Annotated in this window: 14 protein-coding genes and 1 pseudogene; 4 read left to right on the top strand and 11 right to left on the bottom strand. The window is 61.3% G+C overall.

From position 1 onward, the window contains the following. Positions 1 to 44: 44 nt before the first annotated feature. Together DM813_RS10610 and DM813_RS10605 are read left to right on the top strand one after the other, a co-directional pair. Positions 45 to 932 carry an acyltransferase gene (locus DM813_RS10610; protein ID WP_128323350.1) on the top strand — a complete coding sequence of 296 codons (888 nt, stop codon included), beginning with the start codon at positions 45 to 47 and terminating at the stop codon, positions 930 to 932. Between the two features lie 225 nt (positions 933 to 1,157). After that, positions 1,158 to 2,522: an APC family permease gene (locus DM813_RS10605; RefSeq protein ID WP_128323349.1), complete on the top strand. Its 1,365-nt coding sequence runs from the start codon at positions 1,158 to 1,160 to the stop codon at positions 2,520 to 2,522. A 41-nt stretch (positions 2,523 to 2,563) separates the two neighbouring features. Here the strand turns inward: DM813_RS10605 and DM813_RS10600 are convergent, their stop codons facing one another. From DM813_RS10600 to DM813_RS10560, 9 genes are all read right to left on the bottom strand, one after another. Next, positions 2,564 to 3,130: a DUF2780 domain-containing protein gene (locus tag DM813_RS10600; protein ID WP_128323348.1), complete on the bottom strand. Its 567-nt coding sequence runs from the start codon at positions 3,128 to 3,130 to the stop codon at positions 2,564 to 2,566. Positions 3,131 to 3,295: 165 nt separating this feature from the next. Beyond that, positions 3,296 to 3,607, bottom strand: a complete 312-nt coding sequence (locus DM813_RS10595) for a DUF3077 domain-containing protein (RefSeq protein ID WP_128323347.1) — start codon at positions 3,605 to 3,607, stop codon at positions 3,296 to 3,298. A 384-nt stretch (positions 3,608 to 3,991) separates the two neighbouring features. Continuing rightward, the gene (gene fdhA / locus DM813_RS10590; protein ID WP_128323346.1) at positions 3,992 to 5,191 is read right to left on the bottom strand and encodes a formaldehyde dehydrogenase, glutathione-independent; all 1,200 of its coding nucleotides are present in this window, start codon (positions 5,189 to 5,191) and stop codon (positions 3,992 to 3,994) included. Positions 5,192 to 5,282: 91 nt separating this feature from the next. Continuing rightward, on the bottom strand, positions 5,283 to 6,140 hold the full coding sequence (gene purU / locus DM813_RS10585) for a formyltetrahydrofolate deformylase (RefSeq protein WP_128323345.1): 858 nt from the start codon (positions 6,138 to 6,140) through the stop codon (positions 5,283 to 5,285). Positions 6,141 to 6,150: 10 nt separating this feature from the next. Further along, positions 6,151 to 6,783, bottom strand: a complete 633-nt coding sequence (locus DM813_RS10580; RefSeq protein WP_128323344.1) for a sarcosine oxidase subunit gamma — start codon at positions 6,781 to 6,783, stop codon at positions 6,151 to 6,153. Between the two features lie 57 nt (positions 6,784 to 6,840). Then, positions 6,841 to 9,858, bottom strand: a complete 3,018-nt coding sequence (locus DM813_RS10575) for a sarcosine oxidase subunit alpha (protein WP_128323343.1) — start codon at positions 9,856 to 9,858, stop codon at positions 6,841 to 6,843. Continuing rightward, positions 9,855 to 10,184, bottom strand: coding sequence for a sarcosine oxidase subunit delta (locus DM813_RS10570; protein ID WP_128323342.1), 330 nt, complete (start codon positions 10,182 to 10,184; stop codon positions 9,855 to 9,857). The genes DM813_RS10575 and DM813_RS10570 overlap by 4 nt, the downstream gene beginning before the upstream one ends. A gap of 14 nt (positions 10,185 to 10,198) precedes the next feature. After that, the gene (locus DM813_RS10565) at positions 10,199 to 11,449 is read right to left on the bottom strand and encodes a sarcosine oxidase subunit beta family protein (RefSeq protein ID WP_128323341.1); all 1,251 of its coding nucleotides are present in this window, start codon (positions 11,447 to 11,449) and stop codon (positions 10,199 to 10,201) included. A gap of 20 nt (positions 11,450 to 11,469) precedes the next feature. After that, positions 11,470 to 12,723, bottom strand: coding sequence for a serine hydroxymethyltransferase (locus DM813_RS10560; protein WP_128323340.1), 1,254 nt, complete (start codon positions 12,721 to 12,723; stop codon positions 11,470 to 11,472). On the opposite strand from DM813_RS10560, the gene DM813_RS10555 reads away from it, so the two are divergent. After that, positions 12,709 to 13,551: a hypothetical protein gene (locus tag DM813_RS10555; RefSeq protein WP_128323339.1), complete on the top strand. Its 843-nt coding sequence runs from the start codon at positions 12,709 to 12,711 to the stop codon at positions 13,549 to 13,551. The genes DM813_RS10560 and DM813_RS10555 overlap by 15 nt on opposite strands. 198 nt (positions 13,552 to 13,749) lie before the next feature. Next, the gene (locus DM813_RS10550) at positions 13,750 to 14,790 is read left to right on the top strand and encodes a low specificity L-threonine aldolase (RefSeq protein WP_128323338.1); all 1,041 of its coding nucleotides are present in this window, start codon (positions 13,750 to 13,752) and stop codon (positions 14,788 to 14,790) included. A gap of 63 nt (positions 14,791 to 14,853) precedes the next feature. Here DM813_RS10550 and DM813_RS29000 read toward each other — a convergent pair whose 3' ends face one another. Together DM813_RS29000 and DM813_RS28995 are read right to left on the bottom strand one after the other, a co-directional pair. Beyond that, positions 14,854 to 15,582: a methyl-accepting chemotaxis protein gene (locus DM813_RS29000; protein WP_431311949.1), complete on the bottom strand. Its 729-nt coding sequence runs from the start codon at positions 15,580 to 15,582 to the stop codon at positions 14,854 to 14,856. Between the two features lie 135 nt (positions 15,583 to 15,717). Next, positions 15,718 to 16,746 (bottom strand): annotated as a pseudogene (locus DM813_RS28995) (HAMP domain-containing protein); the annotation flags it as partial. Positions 16,747 to 16,790 lie beyond the last annotated feature (44 nt).

Below are 16,790 nucleotides of genomic sequence, written 5' to 3'. Positions count from 1 at the left end.
GCTTATCATGGCCCACTGTTTAAGTCACACAACAGAGTTCGTTTATGCGTCGCCTGCTGATCGGCATTCTCACAACTGCCTTGCTGCTGCTCAACACCCTGGTGCTGATCGGCCCCTTGCTGGTATTCGCCCTTATCAAGCTGGTGCTGCCTGGCCGCGGCCGGGATTACGCCTCGTGGGCGGTGATGTGGATCGCTGAAACCTGGTCCGAGATCGACAAACTGATCTTTGCCCTGTGCATCCCCACCCAGTGGGACATTCGCGGTGTAGAACGCCTGCGCACCGACACCTCGTACCTGTGCGTCAGCAACCACCAGACCTGGGTCGACATCCCTGCGCTGATCGAAAGCCTCAACCGGCGCACGCCGTTCTTCAAGTTCTTCCTGAAGAAAGAGCTGATCTGGGTGCCGCTGCTCGGACTGGCCTGGTGGGGGCTGGATTACCCGTTCATGAAGCGCTACAGCAAAGCCTTTCTGGACAAGCACCCGCACCTCAAGGGCAAGGACCTGGAAATCACCAAGGCCGCCTGTGAGCTGTTCAAGCGCCAGCCGGTCACCGTGGTCAACTACCTCGAAGGCACCCGCTTTACCGAGGCCAAGCGCCAGGAGCAGCAATCGCCCTATCGTCACCTGCTAAAGCCAAAGGCCGGTGGCGTGGCCTTTGTGCTGGCGGCGCTGGGTGAGCAACTGGATGCGTTGCTGGACGTGACCATCGTTTACCCCGGCGACAAGGCACCCGGCTTCTGGGACCTGCTCAATGGCAGCATCAGTCGGGTGATTATCGACATTCAGGTGCGCGAGCTGGACCCGGCATTGTGGTCGGGGGATTACGAAAACGACCCGGCATTCCGCCAGACCGTGCAGGACTGGGTGAACCAGTTGTGGGTCGAGAAGGACCAGCGTATCGCGCAACTGCGCAGCGAAATGCGCTGAGATTTTTGTTGTTTGATCGGGCCCTATCGCGGGCAAGCCCGCTCCCACAGGTTCAGCGATAACCTCTGTGGGAGCGGGCTTGCCCGCGAAGAGGCCGGCAAATCCACACATCCCCTTAATTAGAAGCCAGGCTAATAATCAGCATTAGTATTATTTTTTTGTCTTCCCCACCCAAGTGGATAAAAATCGATCAACAGACAACTACAAAAAAGCCTGGATCGAACAATGGCCACTCAACCTTGCTCCACTGCCGAGGCAGCGCCTCCTCAACTTCGCCGGGTCCTTGGCCTGCCTGCCCTGGTGTTCTTCGGCCTGGTATACATGGTGCCGCTGACCATTTTCACCACCTACGGCATCGTCACTGAACTGACCGGTGGCCGCACCGCCGGCGCCTACATGGTCACGCTGCTGGCCATGCTCTTCACCGCCGCTTCCTACAGCTTCATGGTCAAGCGCTTCCCGGTCGCAGGGTCCGCGTACTCCTACACCAACCTCGCATTTGGTCCGAACGTGGGTTTTCTCGCCGGCTGGTCGTTGCTGCTCGACTACCTGTTCCTGCCGATGATCAACTACCTGCTGATCGGCTTGTTCCTCAATATCGCCTTCCCGGCCATTCCGGCATGGAGCATCGTGCTCGGCTCAATCGCCCTGGTAACCGTGCTCAACGTGGTCGGTATCCACTCGGTGGCCAAGGCCAGCAACCTGATCGTCGGCGCGCAGATCGTCTTCATCGGCGTGTTTGTCGCCCTGTCGTGGCAAACCCTGGGTAACGGCCAGCCGGTCGACTTCCTTTCGCCACTGCTGGGCGATGGCAGTGCACCGGGCTTTGGCCCGCTGATGGCCGGTGCGGCAGTACTGTGCCTGTCGTTTTTGGGCTTTGACGCGGTCTCGACCCTGGCCGAAGAAAGCCGCGATGCCCGCCGCGACGTACCGCGGGCGATCATCCTCACCACCCTGTTCGCTGGCGTGTTGTTCACCCTGCTGGCCTATCTGAGCCAGCTGGTGCTGCCGGGCAGCACCTTCGCCAATGCCGACGCGGCGGCCAACGAGGTAATGTTCAAGGCGGGCGGGCAGTTCCTGGCGAACTTCTTCACCGCTGCCTATGTGGCCGGCAGCCTCGGCTCGGCGCTGGCCTCCCAGGCGGCGGTGTCGCGCATCCTCTACACCATGGGCCGCGACCGGGTGCTGCCACAGCGCACCTTCGGCAAGCTGTCGCCACGCTTCGGCACCCCGGTTTTTGCCATTTTGCTGGTGTCGGCGTTTTCGCTGCTGGCCCTGGTGATCGACCTGGCCACCCTGGCCTCGCTGATCAGCTTTGGCGCACTGGTGGCCTTTTCGGCAGTTAACCTGGCGGTGGTGCGTACCCACCTGATCACCGACACCAGCCAGCGTACCCTCGGCGGCCTGCTGCGTTATGGCCTGGTGCCGCTGGTAGGGCTGAGCCTGACCCTGTGGCTGTGGACCAGCCTGTCGGCGCTGACCATGGTGATCGGCCTGTGCTGGTTTGCCCTGGGGCTGGCGTACCTGGCCATGCTCACCGCAGGCTTCCGTCGCCCGGCGCGGCAGATGGATTTTTCTGAAGCGGGTTGAGCTGTATTGCTAGTAATGGGCCGCAGCAAAGCGGCCCTTATTCACACCGATGGTGCAGCTGCCGGTGCACCCCACAAGCTACCCAGATTCTGCAGCAGCGAACCGGCAACCCCTTGCTGGCCGAGGTACTGCAGGATCAGCGGGGCAAATTGACCGATCATGCCGGTATCCATGCCCAGCGCACTGAAGGCACTGTTGAGGTCGTCGGTGCTCTTGACGTTGTTGCCCAAGGCATTGCTCAAGGCCGACGAGTTGCCGCTCTTGCCGAGCAATTCACCCAGGCCGCTCAGGCCGCCCAATGCATTTTCGCCAGAGAGCAGGTCAAGGCCCGGCACGGCCTTGCTCAACTGTTCGTAGTCGGTGCTGCTGAGCTGGTTGCGGGCCAGACCCAGCAACGCGCCGGTGCCGCCGATGGCTTGCTCCGGGGTGATTTTCAATTCGCTGCCCAGGGTGTTGAGCAGGTTGGCCGAGGCGGCGGGCGCCTGTACTGCGGCACCGTCCTTGTTGCCCTGCATGGCAGACACGGCGTTGGCCGCATCGCTGAGGTTGAAGGCGAAAACCGAGCCGGCAGCCAGGCTCATCAGGGTGACCAGTGCAATACGTTTCATCAAAGGACCTCGTCGGCCGTAAAGGCAGGAAAACGAGGGTTTGGACTGCACAGGCAAAGGAATGTTCCGCTGCAACCGGCTTTGTGGGAGCAGGTTTACCGGGCCGCCGCGAATACGATTGTGGCCGCACCGGCCTATTCGCGGGTGAACCCGCTCCCACACGGATCAAGGCAACGGCTGGCTTATATCGCGGTCTTCAAGCCCTTCCAGCAATGCCTCCACCAGGCCCTTGGCCATCTCCACCGAATGCAGGGTGGACCAGAGAAAACCGGTGGTCGATTTATCAACCCCCTCGATGGCCTTGTAGCCGGTGTCATAGGCACAACGCAGGTACAGCGAGACATGCACTAGCGCATCATGCGGGGCAATACCGGCATTGACGGAGAAGAGCTGAGGGTGACCGGCAGCGCAATCGCCGAAGGGTTTGTTGAGGGTGTTGTAGAGGGAAGTGGGTGGATCTGGGACTAATTTTTTCATCAGTAGCTTCCACATGAGTTTTAGCTACACCGGTCCGTTTCCACACGTAGGGTGGCAGCTGTGACACGGGGTGGAAAGCGGGTCATGTGGACAACCCGGTAGGCATACGCCTCCCGCGCACAGCTGCCATAAAGGCCAGCCGATTCCACAAACCACTCAGGTTTCCACACCCGATCGCTGAGACCTCAGCGACTCACGGAGACTAGAAGGACTGATTTCCTGGGGCAAGCATTGGGGATCGACAGAGCGCGTAGGTTATTTCCTAGGACCAAAAATGACCAGTCGATACACATCAGAAAATACGCAAATTGATGCCGGAAATACGACTGCACACCTGATTAGAAAACAAGAGCCCCTCTAACGAGGGGCTTTTATCGGGCGTTTTTAGGCCGCACTAAACGTTTTATGCGGATCAATCACAAACTTCTTCGGCACGCCCGCATCGAACTCGCCATACCCTTCCGGCGCCTGATCCAGGCTGATCACCTGCACACCGACCACTTCGGCAATATTGATACGGTCCCACATGATGGCCTGCATCAACTGGCGGTTGTACTTCATCACCGGTGTTTGCCCGGTGTGGAAGCTGTGCGACTTGGCCCAGCCCAGGCCGAAGCGGATGCTCAGGCTACCGATCTTGGCGGCGGCATCCACTGCACCCGGGTCTTCGGTGACGTACAGGCCGGGAATGCCGATTTTGCCCGCTACCCGCACCACGCCCATCAGCGAGTTGAGCACGGTGGCCGGGGCTTCGTGCTTGGCACCAGCGTGGCCATGACCGCGGGCCTCGAAGCCCACTGCATCGACGGCGCAGTCGACTTCCGGCTCGCCCAGCAGGTTGGCGATCTGCTCATGCAGCGGAGTGTCCTGGGACAGATCGGCAATTTCGAAGCCCTGGGCCTTGGCGTGGGCAAGGCGCACCGGGTTGACGTCACCGACGATCACCACCGCAGCGCCGAGTAAACGCGCTGAAGCGGCAGCCGCCAGGCCGACAGGGCCGGCACCGGCGATGTACACCGAGCTGCCCGGGCCAACGCCGGCAGTCACCGCGCCGTGGTAGCCAGTGGGCAGAATATCGGAGAGGCAGGTCAGGTCGCGGATTTTCTCCATGGCCTTGTCGCGGTTCGGCAATTTCAGCAGGTTGAAGTCGGCGTACGGCACCAGCACGTATTCGGCCTGGCCACCGGTCCAGTCACCCATGTCCACGTAACCGTAGGCACCGCCAGCGCGTGCCGGGTTGACCGTGAGGCACACGCCGGTGTGCATCTCTTTGCACGAGCGGCAGCGGCCACAGGCGACGTTGAACGGCACGGAAACCAGGTCGCCGATCTGCAGGTTTTCGACATCGCGGCCCTTTTCGATCACCTCGCCGGTGATCTCGTGGCCCAGCACCAGGCCGACCTGCGCCGTGGTGCGGCCGCGGACCATGTGTTGGTCGGAGCCGCAGATGTTGGTGGAGACCACCTTGAGGATCACCCCGTGTTCGATCTTCTTGCCGCGCGGATCCTGCATTTTGGGGTAGTCAATTTTCTGCACCTCGACCTTGCCTGCGCCGAGATACACCACACCACGATTACCAGACATGCTTTTACCTCGCTAAGTTTGTTGTTATGTAGCGGTGCAAAGTGCGCAGCCCGCAGGCGGCGCTGTGTTACTGGAATCTTGTTTCAGCCGGTCAGAGCACTACCGTGCGATTGGCATTCAAAAACACCCGCCGTTCTATGTGATACCCCACCGCCCGCGCCAGGGTCAGGCACTCGATGTCGCGGCCCTTGGCGATCAGGTCTTCCGGATAATGACTGTGGTCCACCGCTTCGACGCCCTGGGCAATGATCGGCCCTTCGTCGAGGTCGTTGTTGATGTAGTGGGCCGTGGCGCCAACCAGCTTCACGCCTTTGTTGTACGCCTGGTGATAAGGCTTGGCGCCCTTGAAGCCCGGCAGCAGGGAGTGATGGATGTTGATCGCCCAACCATCAAGGCGGCGGCACAGTTCCGGCGACAGCACCTGCATGTAGCGGGCAAGGATCACCAGTTCGGCGCCCGACTCTTCGATCACCTTCAGCACCTTGCGCTCCTGCGCCGGTTTATCAAGCGGATCGAGGGCAAAGTGGTAGTAGGGAATCCGGTGCCAGTTGGCCAGCGGCTCAAGGTCGGGGTGGTTGGAGATCACTGCCACCACTTCCATGCTCAATTGCCCGATGCGCTGGCGATAGAGCAGGTCGTTGAGGCAGTGATCGGCCTTGGAGACCATGATCACCACTTTTGGCCGGTGCTTGGGCGCGGTCAGCTCGAACAGCATGCCGAAGGCCTCGCCCCGTTCGGTAAGGCCGGCGCGAAAGCTGGCTTCGTCGAAGTCGTCGGGCTGGCGAAACTCCACACGAATGAAAAAACGCCCGGACAAGCGGTCATCGAACGAATGGTGTTCGGTGACATAGCACTGCTGCTCGTACAGGTAACGCGTTACCACATCGACAGTGCCGAGCAGGCTCGGACAGTCAGCGGTAAGAATCCAGGTGTCCGGTGCTCGGCTCATAAATCGCTCCCTAGGCCTCGATGCTCAAACCGTATTCGGCCGCTGCATCCTGCAGCCACAACCACCAGTAATCGGAGAAGCTGCGACGTATCAGCAGCTCCCAGGTTTCCTCGCCGGTGCGACGGATCACCAGTTGCGACTTGGCGAACACGGTGCCCACGGCTTTGCCGACGGGGAAGTTGTTTGGATGTACATCGTAGCTGGTGGATTTCATCAGCACTTCGCGCACGTTCGGGCCGCTCAGTTCCAGCAGGGTCTGCCCGCCGCTGACATTGACGATCTGGATGTGCTGGCCATCGAGGGCATCGCGCAGTTTCTGCTCGACGGCAAACTCCTGGCCACCGGGGACGATCAGCAGCCACTCATCCGGGCCCAGCCATTGCAGCGACATCTCGCCGCTGGCAACCACGGTAAGGGCGACGGGCAGCTCCAGGCCCAGGGCCTTGAACACACCGCCGGCGAAGGCCTGGTCGTGACCGCTGCCGCGCAGGGTCAGGTGACCGAGGAATTTGTGCTCGCGCAGGGTTACCCCGGCGTTCTTGCGGCCCTTGCCGACCAGGCTGGGCAGGTCGGCATGGTGCAGTGGCGACTCGGCCTTGACGTCGTTGCCTGGGCGTTGCTGGTAGACGTTGATAGTGCTCATTACTCACCTGCCTTGAATGCTGTAGTTGCGCGCAACACCGACCCTGTGGGAGCGGCTTTAGACGTTTTGCCGCTCGCCTTTCGGATCGAAGAACACCGAAGAACAGATCTCGGCTTCGATCACGCTGCCATCGGCCTGCGGCGAGTAAACCCGTTCACCCAGACGCTTGAGGCCACCTTTGACCACCCCCATGGCGAAGGAATAGCCCAGGGAGTTGCTGGCGTAGCTGGAGGTCACGTGACCGACCATGTCCATCGGGATCGCCTGTTTCGGATCGAACACCAGTTGCGCCCCTTCCGGCAGCCACTGGTTCGGGTCGACCGGCTTGAGCCCCACCAGTTGCTTGCGGTTTTCACGTACACAATCTTCGCGGTTCATCCCGCGCCAGCCGATCCACGAGAACGGCTTGGTACGGCCCACGCACCAGCCCATGTTGAGGTCGTCCGGGGTCATCGAACCGTCGGTGTCCTGGCCGACGATAATGAAGCCCTTCTCGGCCCGCAGTACGTGCATGGTCTCGGTGCCGTAGGGGGTCAGGTTGTACTGCTTGCCCGCCTCGGCGATCTTCTCCAGCACGCCCATGGCGTAGTTGGCCTGGATGTTGATTTCGTACGACAGCTCACCGGTGAACGAGATCCGGAACACCCGCGCCGGCACGCCCGCCACCAGGCCCTCCTTCCAGCTCATGAACGGGAAGGCGTCTTTGTCCAGGTCGATATCGGTCACTTCGCTGAGCAGCTGGCGGCTGTTGGGGCCCGACAGGGTCAGGGTCGCCCAGTGGTCGGTCACCGAAGTGAAGTACACCTTGAGGTCCGGCCATTCGGTTTGCTGGTAGATCTCCAGCCACTGCAGCACCCGCGCCGCGCCACCGGTGGTGGTGGTCATGATGAAGTGATTCTCGCCGACGCAGGCGGTCACACCGTCATCGAAGACCATGCCGTCTTCTTTGCACATCAGGCCGTAACGGGCTTTGCCCACATCCAGCTTGGTCCAGGCGTTGGTGTAGATGCGGTTGAGGAACTCACGGGCGTCCGGGCCCTGGATGTCGATCTTGCCCAGGGTCGAGGCGTCGAGCAGGCCGACGCTGTCGCGCACTGCCTTGCATTCGCGCGCGACGGCGGCATGAATGTCTTCACCGTTGCGCGGGAAGTACCACGGCCGCTTCCACTGGCCGACGTCTTCGAACTCGGCACCGTTTTTCAGGTGCCAGGCATGCAGCGCAGTGAAACGTACCGGCTCGAACAGGTGCCCGCAGTGCCGCCCGGCCACGGCGCCGAAAGTGATCGGCGTGTAGTTGGGACGGAACATGGTGGTGCCCATTTCCGGGATGGTGATGCCCATCGAGCGGGCTGCAATCGCCAGGCCGTTGATGTTGCCCAGCTTGCCCTGGTCGGTGCCAAAACCCAGCGCGGTGTAGCGTTTGACGTGCTCGACCGACTCAAAACCTTCGCGCGTCGCCAGTTCAATGGCGGCGGCAGTGACGTCGTTCTGCTGGTCGACGAATTGCTTCGGCGCCCGTGCGGTGTTCTTGTCGTGAGGCACCTGGAACAGGGCCACGGTAGCTTCTTCCTGACGCGCAAGCACCTTGGGCAGCGTGCCCTGCACGGCCTTGAAGCCGGCCTCGGTGGCCGCACGCGCGCCGCCTTCGAAACCGTCGGCCAGGGTATCGCCCAAGGCGAACACGCCATTGATGCCGCCGACACACACTCGTTTTTGCGGGGCATCACCCGGTACGAAACCGAGGATGTCTTCGCGCCAGACCGGCTTGCCGCCCAGGTGCGATGCCAGGTGCACCACCGGGCTGTAGCCGCCGGAGGTAGCCACCAGGTCGCAGTCCAGCCATTCGCCAGGGCTTGCGACCTTGTGCGCCTTGACGTCGATGGCGGCGACACGGGCAGCGGTGACATGCTTGCTGCCACGCGATTCGATCACGGCACTGGAGGTGAGGATGCGCATGCCCTTGGCCCGCGCTTCTTCCACCAGCGACCCGCGAGGGTTGTGGCGGGCATCGGCGATGGCGACCACTTTCAGGCCGGCATCATGCCAGTCCAGCGCCACGCGGTAGGCATGGTCGTTGTTGGTCGACAGCACCAGGTTGCGGCCCGGCGCTACGCCATAACGGCGCACGTAGGTAGACACCGCCCCGGCGAGCATGTTGCCCGGCACATCGTTGTTGCCGTACACCAGCGGACGCTCGTGCGCACCGGTGGCCAGCACCACGCGCTTGGCGCGCACCCGGTGCATGCGCTGGCGCACGGTGCCGATCGGTGCACGGTCGCCCAGGTGGTCGGTGAGGCGCTCGTGGATGGTGAGGAAGTTGTGGTCGTGGTAACCGTTGACGGTCGCACGCGGCAACAGCGTGACTTCACGCATGCCCCGCAGCTCGGCCACCACGGCGGCGACCCAGTCGGCAGCTGGTTTGCCGTCAAGACTTTCACGGCTGTCGAGCAGGCTGCCGCCGAACTCTTCCTGCTCGTCGGCGAGAATCACCCGCGCACCGCTACGGCCAGCGGCCAGTGCTGCCGCCAGTCCGGCGGGGCCAGCGCCAACCACCAGCACGTCGCAGTGCTGATTCATGTAGTCGTAGGTGTCCGGGTCGAGTTCCAGCGGCGCACGACCCAGCCCTGCGGCCTTGCGGATGTACTTCTCGTAGGTCATCCAGAACGACTGCGGGTACATGAACGTCTTGTAGTAGAAGCCCGGCGGCATCAGCTTGCCGCCGACCTTGCCGAGAATGCCCATGACGTCGGTGTTCACGCTGGGCCAGCCGTTGGTGCTGGTCGCCACCAGGCCTGCATACAGGGCCTGCTGGGTTGCGCGCACGTTGGGTACCTGGGTGGCTTCGGTGGCGCCGACCTGCAAAATGGCGTTCGGCTCTTCGGAGCCTGCGGCGATGATGCCGCGCGGGCGCGAGTACTTGAAGCTGCGCCCGACAATGTCGACGCCGTTGGCCAGCAAGGCGGCGGCCAGGGTGTCACCGGCAAAGCCCTGGTAGGTCTGGCCGTTGAAGGTGAAGTTCAAGACTTTGCTGCGATCGATACGACCGCCATTGGACAGGCGATAGACCTGGCTCATACCTTTTCTCCCTGACCACTGACTGCCAACTGCGGGCTGGTGTTTTTGCCGGTCACTTGCGGCTTGGCGCCGATCGGATAGGTTTCCAGAATTTCGTAGGTCACCGTGTCACGGGTGGCGTTGAAGTACTGGCGGCAACCGGCGGCGTGTATCCACAGTTCGTGGTGCAGGCCGCGCGGGTTGTCGCGGAAAAACATGTAGGTACCCCACTCCTCGTCGGAACAGGCGTTGGGGTCCAGTGGCCGCGGAATGTGCGCCTGGCCTGCAGCGTGGAATTCTTCCTCGGAGCGCAGCTCGCCGCAGTGGGGACAGAAGATATGCAACATGGGGATTTCTCCTGTTAGTGGGCGACAGCGGCAGCGCCGTGTTCGTCGATCAGGGCGCCGTTGTAGAAACGGTCGATGGAAAATGGTTTGGCCAGCGGGTGCATTTCGCCCTTGGCCAGACTGGCGGCGAAGACGTTGCCCGAGCCCGGCGTGGCCTTGAAGCCACCGGTACCCCAGCCGCAGTTGAAGAACATGTTCTTCACCGGGGTCTTGGAGATGATCGGGCAGGCGTCTGGCGTGGTGTCGACGATGCCGCCCCATTGGCGGTTCATGCGCACCCGCGAAAGGATCGGGAACATTTCGACAATCGCTTGCAGGGTGTGCTCGATGACCGGGTACGAACCGCGCTGGCCGTAACCGACCCAGCCGTCGATGCCGGCACCGATTACCAGGTCGCCCTTGTCGGACTGGCTGATGTAGCCGTGTACGGCGTTGGACATGATCACGCTGTCGATGATCGGCTTGAGCGGCTCGGACACCAGTGCCTGCAGCGGGTGCGACTCGATCGGCAGGCGAAAGCCGGCGAGCTTGGCCATGTGCCCGGAGTTACCGGCAGTGACCACACCAACGCGCTTGGCGCCGATGAAACCCTTGTTGGTCTCGACACCGATGACCACGCCGTTTTCCTTGCGAAAACCGATCACTTCGGTCTGCTGGATCAGGTCCACACCCAGGGCGTCGGCGGCGCGGGCAAAGCCCCAGGCCACGGCATCGTGGCGGGCTACACCGCCGCGTCGTTGCACGGTGGCACCGATGATCGGGTAACGGGTGTTTTTCGAGCAATCCAGGTACGGAATCTCGTCGGCCACCTGCTGGGCATTGAGCAGTTCGCCGTCCACGCCGTTGAGGCGGTTGGCGCTGACGCGGCGCTCGGAGTCGCGCATGTCCTGCAGGGTGTGGCACAGGTTGTAGACGCCGCGCTGGGAGAACATCACGTTGTAGTTGATGTCTTGCGACAGGCCTTCCCACAGCTTCATGGCATGTTCATACAGGTGCGCCGACTCGTCCCACAGGTAGTTGGAGCGCACGATGGTGGTGTTGCGCGCGGTGTTGCCACCGCCCAGCCAGCCCTTTTCGACCACGGCAACGTTGGTGATACCGTGCTCCTTGGCCAGGTAATAGGCGGTCGCCAGGCCGTGCCCGCCGCCGCCGACGATGACCACGTCGTAGACCTTTTTCGGGGTCGGCGTGCGCCACATGCGCTGCCAGTTTTCGTGGTGGCTGAGCGAGTGTTTGAAAAGGCCGAAGCCGGAATAACGTTGCATAGTTTTCACTCCTGAACCACTCAGCGGTAAACCGGAAAATCTGCACACAGTGCCGACACGTTCTTCGCCACATCCGCCTCGACGTCGGCATCACCGAGGTTGTCGAGGATGTCGCAGATCCAGCCGGCCAGTTCCACGCACTGAGCCACCTTGAAACCGCGGGTAGTGACGGCCGGAGTGCCGATACGCAGCCCCGAGGTAACGAACGGCGACTGCGGGTCGTTGGGAACGGCGTTCTTGTTCACGGTGATATGCGCACGGCCCAGGGCGGCGTCGGCGTCTTTGCCGGTCAGGCCCTGGCGAATCAGGCTGACCAGGAAAAGGTGGTTGTCGGTGCCGCCGGAAACCACATCGAAGCCACGCTCGATAAACACCCTGGCCATGGCCTGGGCGTTGTCGATGACCTGCTGCTGGTAGGTTTTGAAGCCCGGCTCCAGCGCCTCCTTGAAGCACACCGCCTTGGCAGCGATTACATGCATCAGCGGGCCGCCCTGGGCGCCGGGGAATACCGCGGCGTTGAGCTTTTTCTCGATCTCTTCGTTGGCCTTGGCCAGGATCAAGCCGCCACGCGGGCCGCGCAGGGTCTTGTGGGTAGTGGTGGTGACGACATCGGCGAACGGCAGCGGGTTCGGGTACAGGCCGGCGGCAACCAGGCCGGCAACGTGGGCCATGTCGACGAACAGCAGCGCCCCGACCTTGTCGGCGATGGCACGAAAACGCGGGAAGTCGAGGGTCTTGGAGTAGGCCGAGAAGCCGGCAACGATCATCTTCGGCTTGTGCTCCACGGCCAGGCGTTCGACCTCATCGTAGTCGATCAGGCCGGTGGCGGTGTCGATGCCGTACTGCACTGCGTTGTAGAGCTTGCCCGAGGACGACACCTTGGCACCGTGGGTCAGGTGACCGCCGTGGGCCAGGCTCATGCCCAGAATGGTGTCGCCGGCCTGCAGCAGGGCCAGGTACACGGCGCTGTTGGCCGAAGAGCCGGAGTGCGGCTGGACGTTGGCGTAGTCGGCACCGAACAGCTGCTTGGCGCGCTCGATGGCCAGCGCCTCGACTTTGTCGACGTGCTCACAGCCGCCGTAGTAGCGCTTGCCGGGATAGCCTTCGGCGTACTTGTTGGTCAGGCCGCTGCCCTGGGCCTGCATGACGCGTTTGCTGGTGTAGTTCTCCGAGGCGATCAGTTCGATGTGATCTTCCTGGCGTTGTTCTTCGGCATTCATCGCCGCCAGCAGTGCGTCGTCATAACCCTGGATCTGGTCTTGCTTGCTGAACATTGCATCTCTCCCGGCAGCGGCATCGGTCTTGTCGGGCATCTGCCCTTTTGCAGCGATGGTATGACTGCAGCGGGCGAGCCAGATGCCTGCGCGCGCCTTGCAGTGGCGCGTTTACGACATGGCTCCACCAAACATGATGGAGGCGTGCCCTCGGAGGGCCTTGAACCCGCGATCGCGGCGCCAATCCGCGAGCGAGGTCGATTGATGAATACAGGCAACTGTTTAACTAAATATTGCAATAAACAAGATTACCAAGCTCAACAACCCATGACATGTCAACCAACAACCTTATCAGTTGTACACATTAGCGCCACGCCCGATATTAACGTCGCAACCAAAAAACAACTTGGAAAACACACCATGAAATTCAAATTTGAAGAACATACTTTCTACGTACACGATCGAATCGCTTCGCTAATGACCAAACTTATCGGCCATGCCTTGATCGGCGTAGAACTCGGGAATAATAATAGCTTCACAGTCAAAACAGAATCGCACAACTTTATAACCAATGGGAACAATCACAACAGCGAAATCGATACTATCGAAATTATCGGTACCAGGACTTCCGCTGCGCAAGACCATCACACCGACGACACCGGCATTTCCGACTTGCCGCCCAGGTGCACTTTATATAACCGAGACACCCAAACTTACATTGATATTTTTGGCGAATCCGCACTTAGCATTATGGGAGTTCCGCAGGGCGATAAACTAAAAATCGATGGCAAGGAGTATAAGATCAGCTTTAATTATCTGTGGATTTCAGCAGTAGGCTGCCCTAGGTTTAACCCACTGCGTATGCATGGCACCATTGACCCCGTCTAACAAGTAGACTTGATGATGGGCTTGTGAAACTGCAAGCCCATCATCATCCCACACCAAGCAAACCGTTATAACGTGAAAGACGAACACCGCGACCGGGAAGTTACCCAGTCTCAGCTTCGTGGTGCCAAAACTTTATAGGCAAACTTCAAATCAATGGTTTACAGTGCCTCCTTGTGAGTCGTAACAAGGAAAGGCGTCATGACCGATAACAATCAACAATTCGCCAGCGACAACTACTCCGGGATCTGCCCCGAAGCCTGGGCCGCAATGGAAAAAGCCAACCAGGGTCACGACCGTTCCTACGGCGATGACCAGTGGACCGCGCGCGCCGCCGAATACTTTCGCAAGCTGTTCGAAACCGACTGTGAAGTGTTCTTCGCCTTCAACGGCACGGCGGCCAACTCCCTGGCGCTGTCGTCCTTGTGCCAGAGCTACCACAGCGTTATCTGCTCGGAGACCGCCCACGTCGAGACCGACGAATGCGGCGCTCCAGAGTTCTTCTCCAACGGCTCGAAGCTGCTGACTGCACGCACCGTGGCCGGCAAGCTGACCCCCGAATCGATTCGCGAAATCGCCTTGAAGCGCCAGGACATCCACTACCCCAAGCCCCGGGTCGTGACCATTACCCAGGCCACCGAAGTCGGCACCGTGTACCGCCCCGACGAGCTCAAGGCGATCAGCGCCACCTGCAAGGAACTGGGCCTTAACCTGCACATGGATGGCGCCCGCTTCAGCAATGCCTGCGCCTACCTGGGCTGCTCGCCGGCCGAGCTGACCTGGAAGGCCGGTGTCGACGTGTTGTGCTTTGGCGGTACCAAGAACGGCATGGCGGTCGGCGAGGCGATCCTGTTCTTCAACCGCAAACTGGCCGAAGACTTCGACTACCGCTGCAAGCAGGCCGGCCAACTGGCCTCGAAAATGCGCTTTCTGGCCGCTCCCTGGGTTGGCTTGCTCGAAGGCGACGCGTGGCTGAAGTATGGCAACCATGCCAACCGCTGCGCACAGCTGCTCAGCACGCTGGTGAGTGATGTGCCGGGTGTCGAGCTGATGTTCCCGGTCGAGGCCAACGGAGTGTTTCTGCAGATGTCTGAACCGGCCCTGGAAGCGTTGCGCAACAAGGGCTGGCGCTTCTACACCTTCATTGGCAGCGGCGGCGCGCGGTTCATGTGTTCGTGGGACACCGATGAAGCGCGGGTGCGCGAACTGGCCGCGGATATTCGTGAGGCCATGGGCGCCTGACGCCAGACCGGCTCCTACCGCAACCTGTAGGAGCCGGCTTGCCGGCGATCAACCTCACTCCGATTACAACCGGAATCCACCCATCTGCCGCGCCAGATCATCCGCCAAGCCCCGCAGTGCCTGGCACTCTTCACGACACCCCTGCACTTCCGCCGCCGTCTGCCGGGCCAGGTCGGAGATACCCTGTACGTTGCGATTGATCTCTTCGGTTACCGCCGACTGTTCCTCGGTGGCCGTAGCCACCTGGTGGTTCATGTCACTGATGTGCTCGACCTGGTCGGTGATGGTGCTCAGCGATGCACCCGTCTGCTGACTGGACTGCACACCGGTACCCGTCGCCGCCTGCCCGGCCTGCATCGACGCCACGGCGCTGCCGGCGCCTTGCTTGAGGCGCAGGATCATTTGCTGCACTTCATCTGTAGACACCTGGGTGCGTCGGGCCAGGGTCCGTACCTCATCGGCAACCACCGCAAAGCCGCGGCCCATCTCTCCGGCCCGCGCCGCCTCGATCGCGGCATTGAGCGCCAGCAGGTTGGTTTGCTCGGAAATACTGCGGATTACCGCCAGCACTTCATCGATCGAAGCCACCTCACTGGCCAGTTCGCCCACGGCATTGGCTGCCTGGCCAATTTCACCCGACATGCCTTCGATGTGGGCTATCGAACGACGCACCACCTCGCGGGCTTCAAGCGCTTCGGCGCGCGCGGTTTCAGAGGCCTGGGCAGCGTTACCTGCGTTCTGGGCAATGTCCTGGACCGTCAGGCCCATTTCATGCACCGCTGTAGCGACCATCTCGGTCATTTCTTGCTGACGGCCTGAGCGCTCAGCAGTGTTCTGCACCACCTGCGTCACCTGGGCGACCGAACTGTGTAAGCGCTCGCTGGTATGCAGCACGGCGCCGATCAGCTCACGTTGGCTATTGAGAAAACGGTTGAACCCCCGCGCCAGGTCGCCCAGTTCGTCAGCGCGGCTTTCGTCCAGGCGCCGGGTCAGGTCGCCACCGCCCTTGCCGATCGCCATCAACGCATCGGTAACGCGGCGAATCGGGCGGACAATACCGCGCGACAACAGCACCACCAGCAACAGCGACACCAGCGCCACTGCACCGCCAATCAAGCTGGTCAGCCACACGGTCTCACGCACCGGGGCATAGATCTGCGCTTCAGGCACTTCGACCACCAGGCTCCAGTTCATGTCGCGCAGCGGCAGACTCAAGGCCAGAAAGCCTTCGCCGTCGCGTTCGAAACGGCTGCTGCGCAAGCCGTCCGCATGGCTCAGTACCGCTTGCGCAGCAACCTCGCCAATCTGCTCGGAGAGTTTTCGTTTGCCGCTCAACTGTTGCTCGGGGTGAACCTGAATCAGGCCATCACCACGTACCAGGAATACCCGGCCACGCTCACCAAAGCTGAAGTTGTGAATCAACGCCGACAGCTCGGTCATGCGCAGCCCCAGCCCGGCGATGCCCACCAGCTTGCCGTTTTTTTCCACCCGGTAATCAATGAACAAGGCCAGCTCACCGGTGCTGCCGTCAATGTCGATGTTCAGCAAGCGCGGATTGCCGCTGTCGATAAACCCGTAGAACCAGCTGTCTTTCGGATTGCTGCGGCTCAGAGTGCGGTCCAGACCTTTTTCGTTGTAGTAGTGGTTGGTTTCAGTGGCCGCCAGCACGGAAGTGAACGCCTGGTTCTTCTGCCGCACGGTCTCGAGGTATTCGATAAATTGCGGCGCCTGGGCAGTGTCTTCGCCAGCCGCCAGCCAGTCACGCAGCAAGGTGTTGCTGGCAATATCGGACGCCGCCGTGAGCGGGCGACTCAACATCCGTTCGATGTCGTTACGAATTGCCTCAATGCTTGCCGGCAACGCCGTGTCGACCAGGTAACGCTCGGTCAGGCGATTGACCGCCACCGAATAGATTCCGACCACGATAAGAATGCTCACCAGCAAGGCTGCGCCCATGCTTGCGATCAATTGCCACTGAATGCTACGCCGCCAGAACTGCA

The organism is Pseudomonas alkylphenolica (assembly GCF_004025535.1).
Classification (GTDB): domain Bacteria; phylum Pseudomonadota; class Gammaproteobacteria; order Pseudomonadales; family Pseudomonadaceae; genus Aquipseudomonas; species Aquipseudomonas alkylphenolica_A.
The sequence above is the reverse complement of the archived record's forward strand: the minus strand, read 5'-3'. Positions and strand labels throughout refer to the sequence as shown.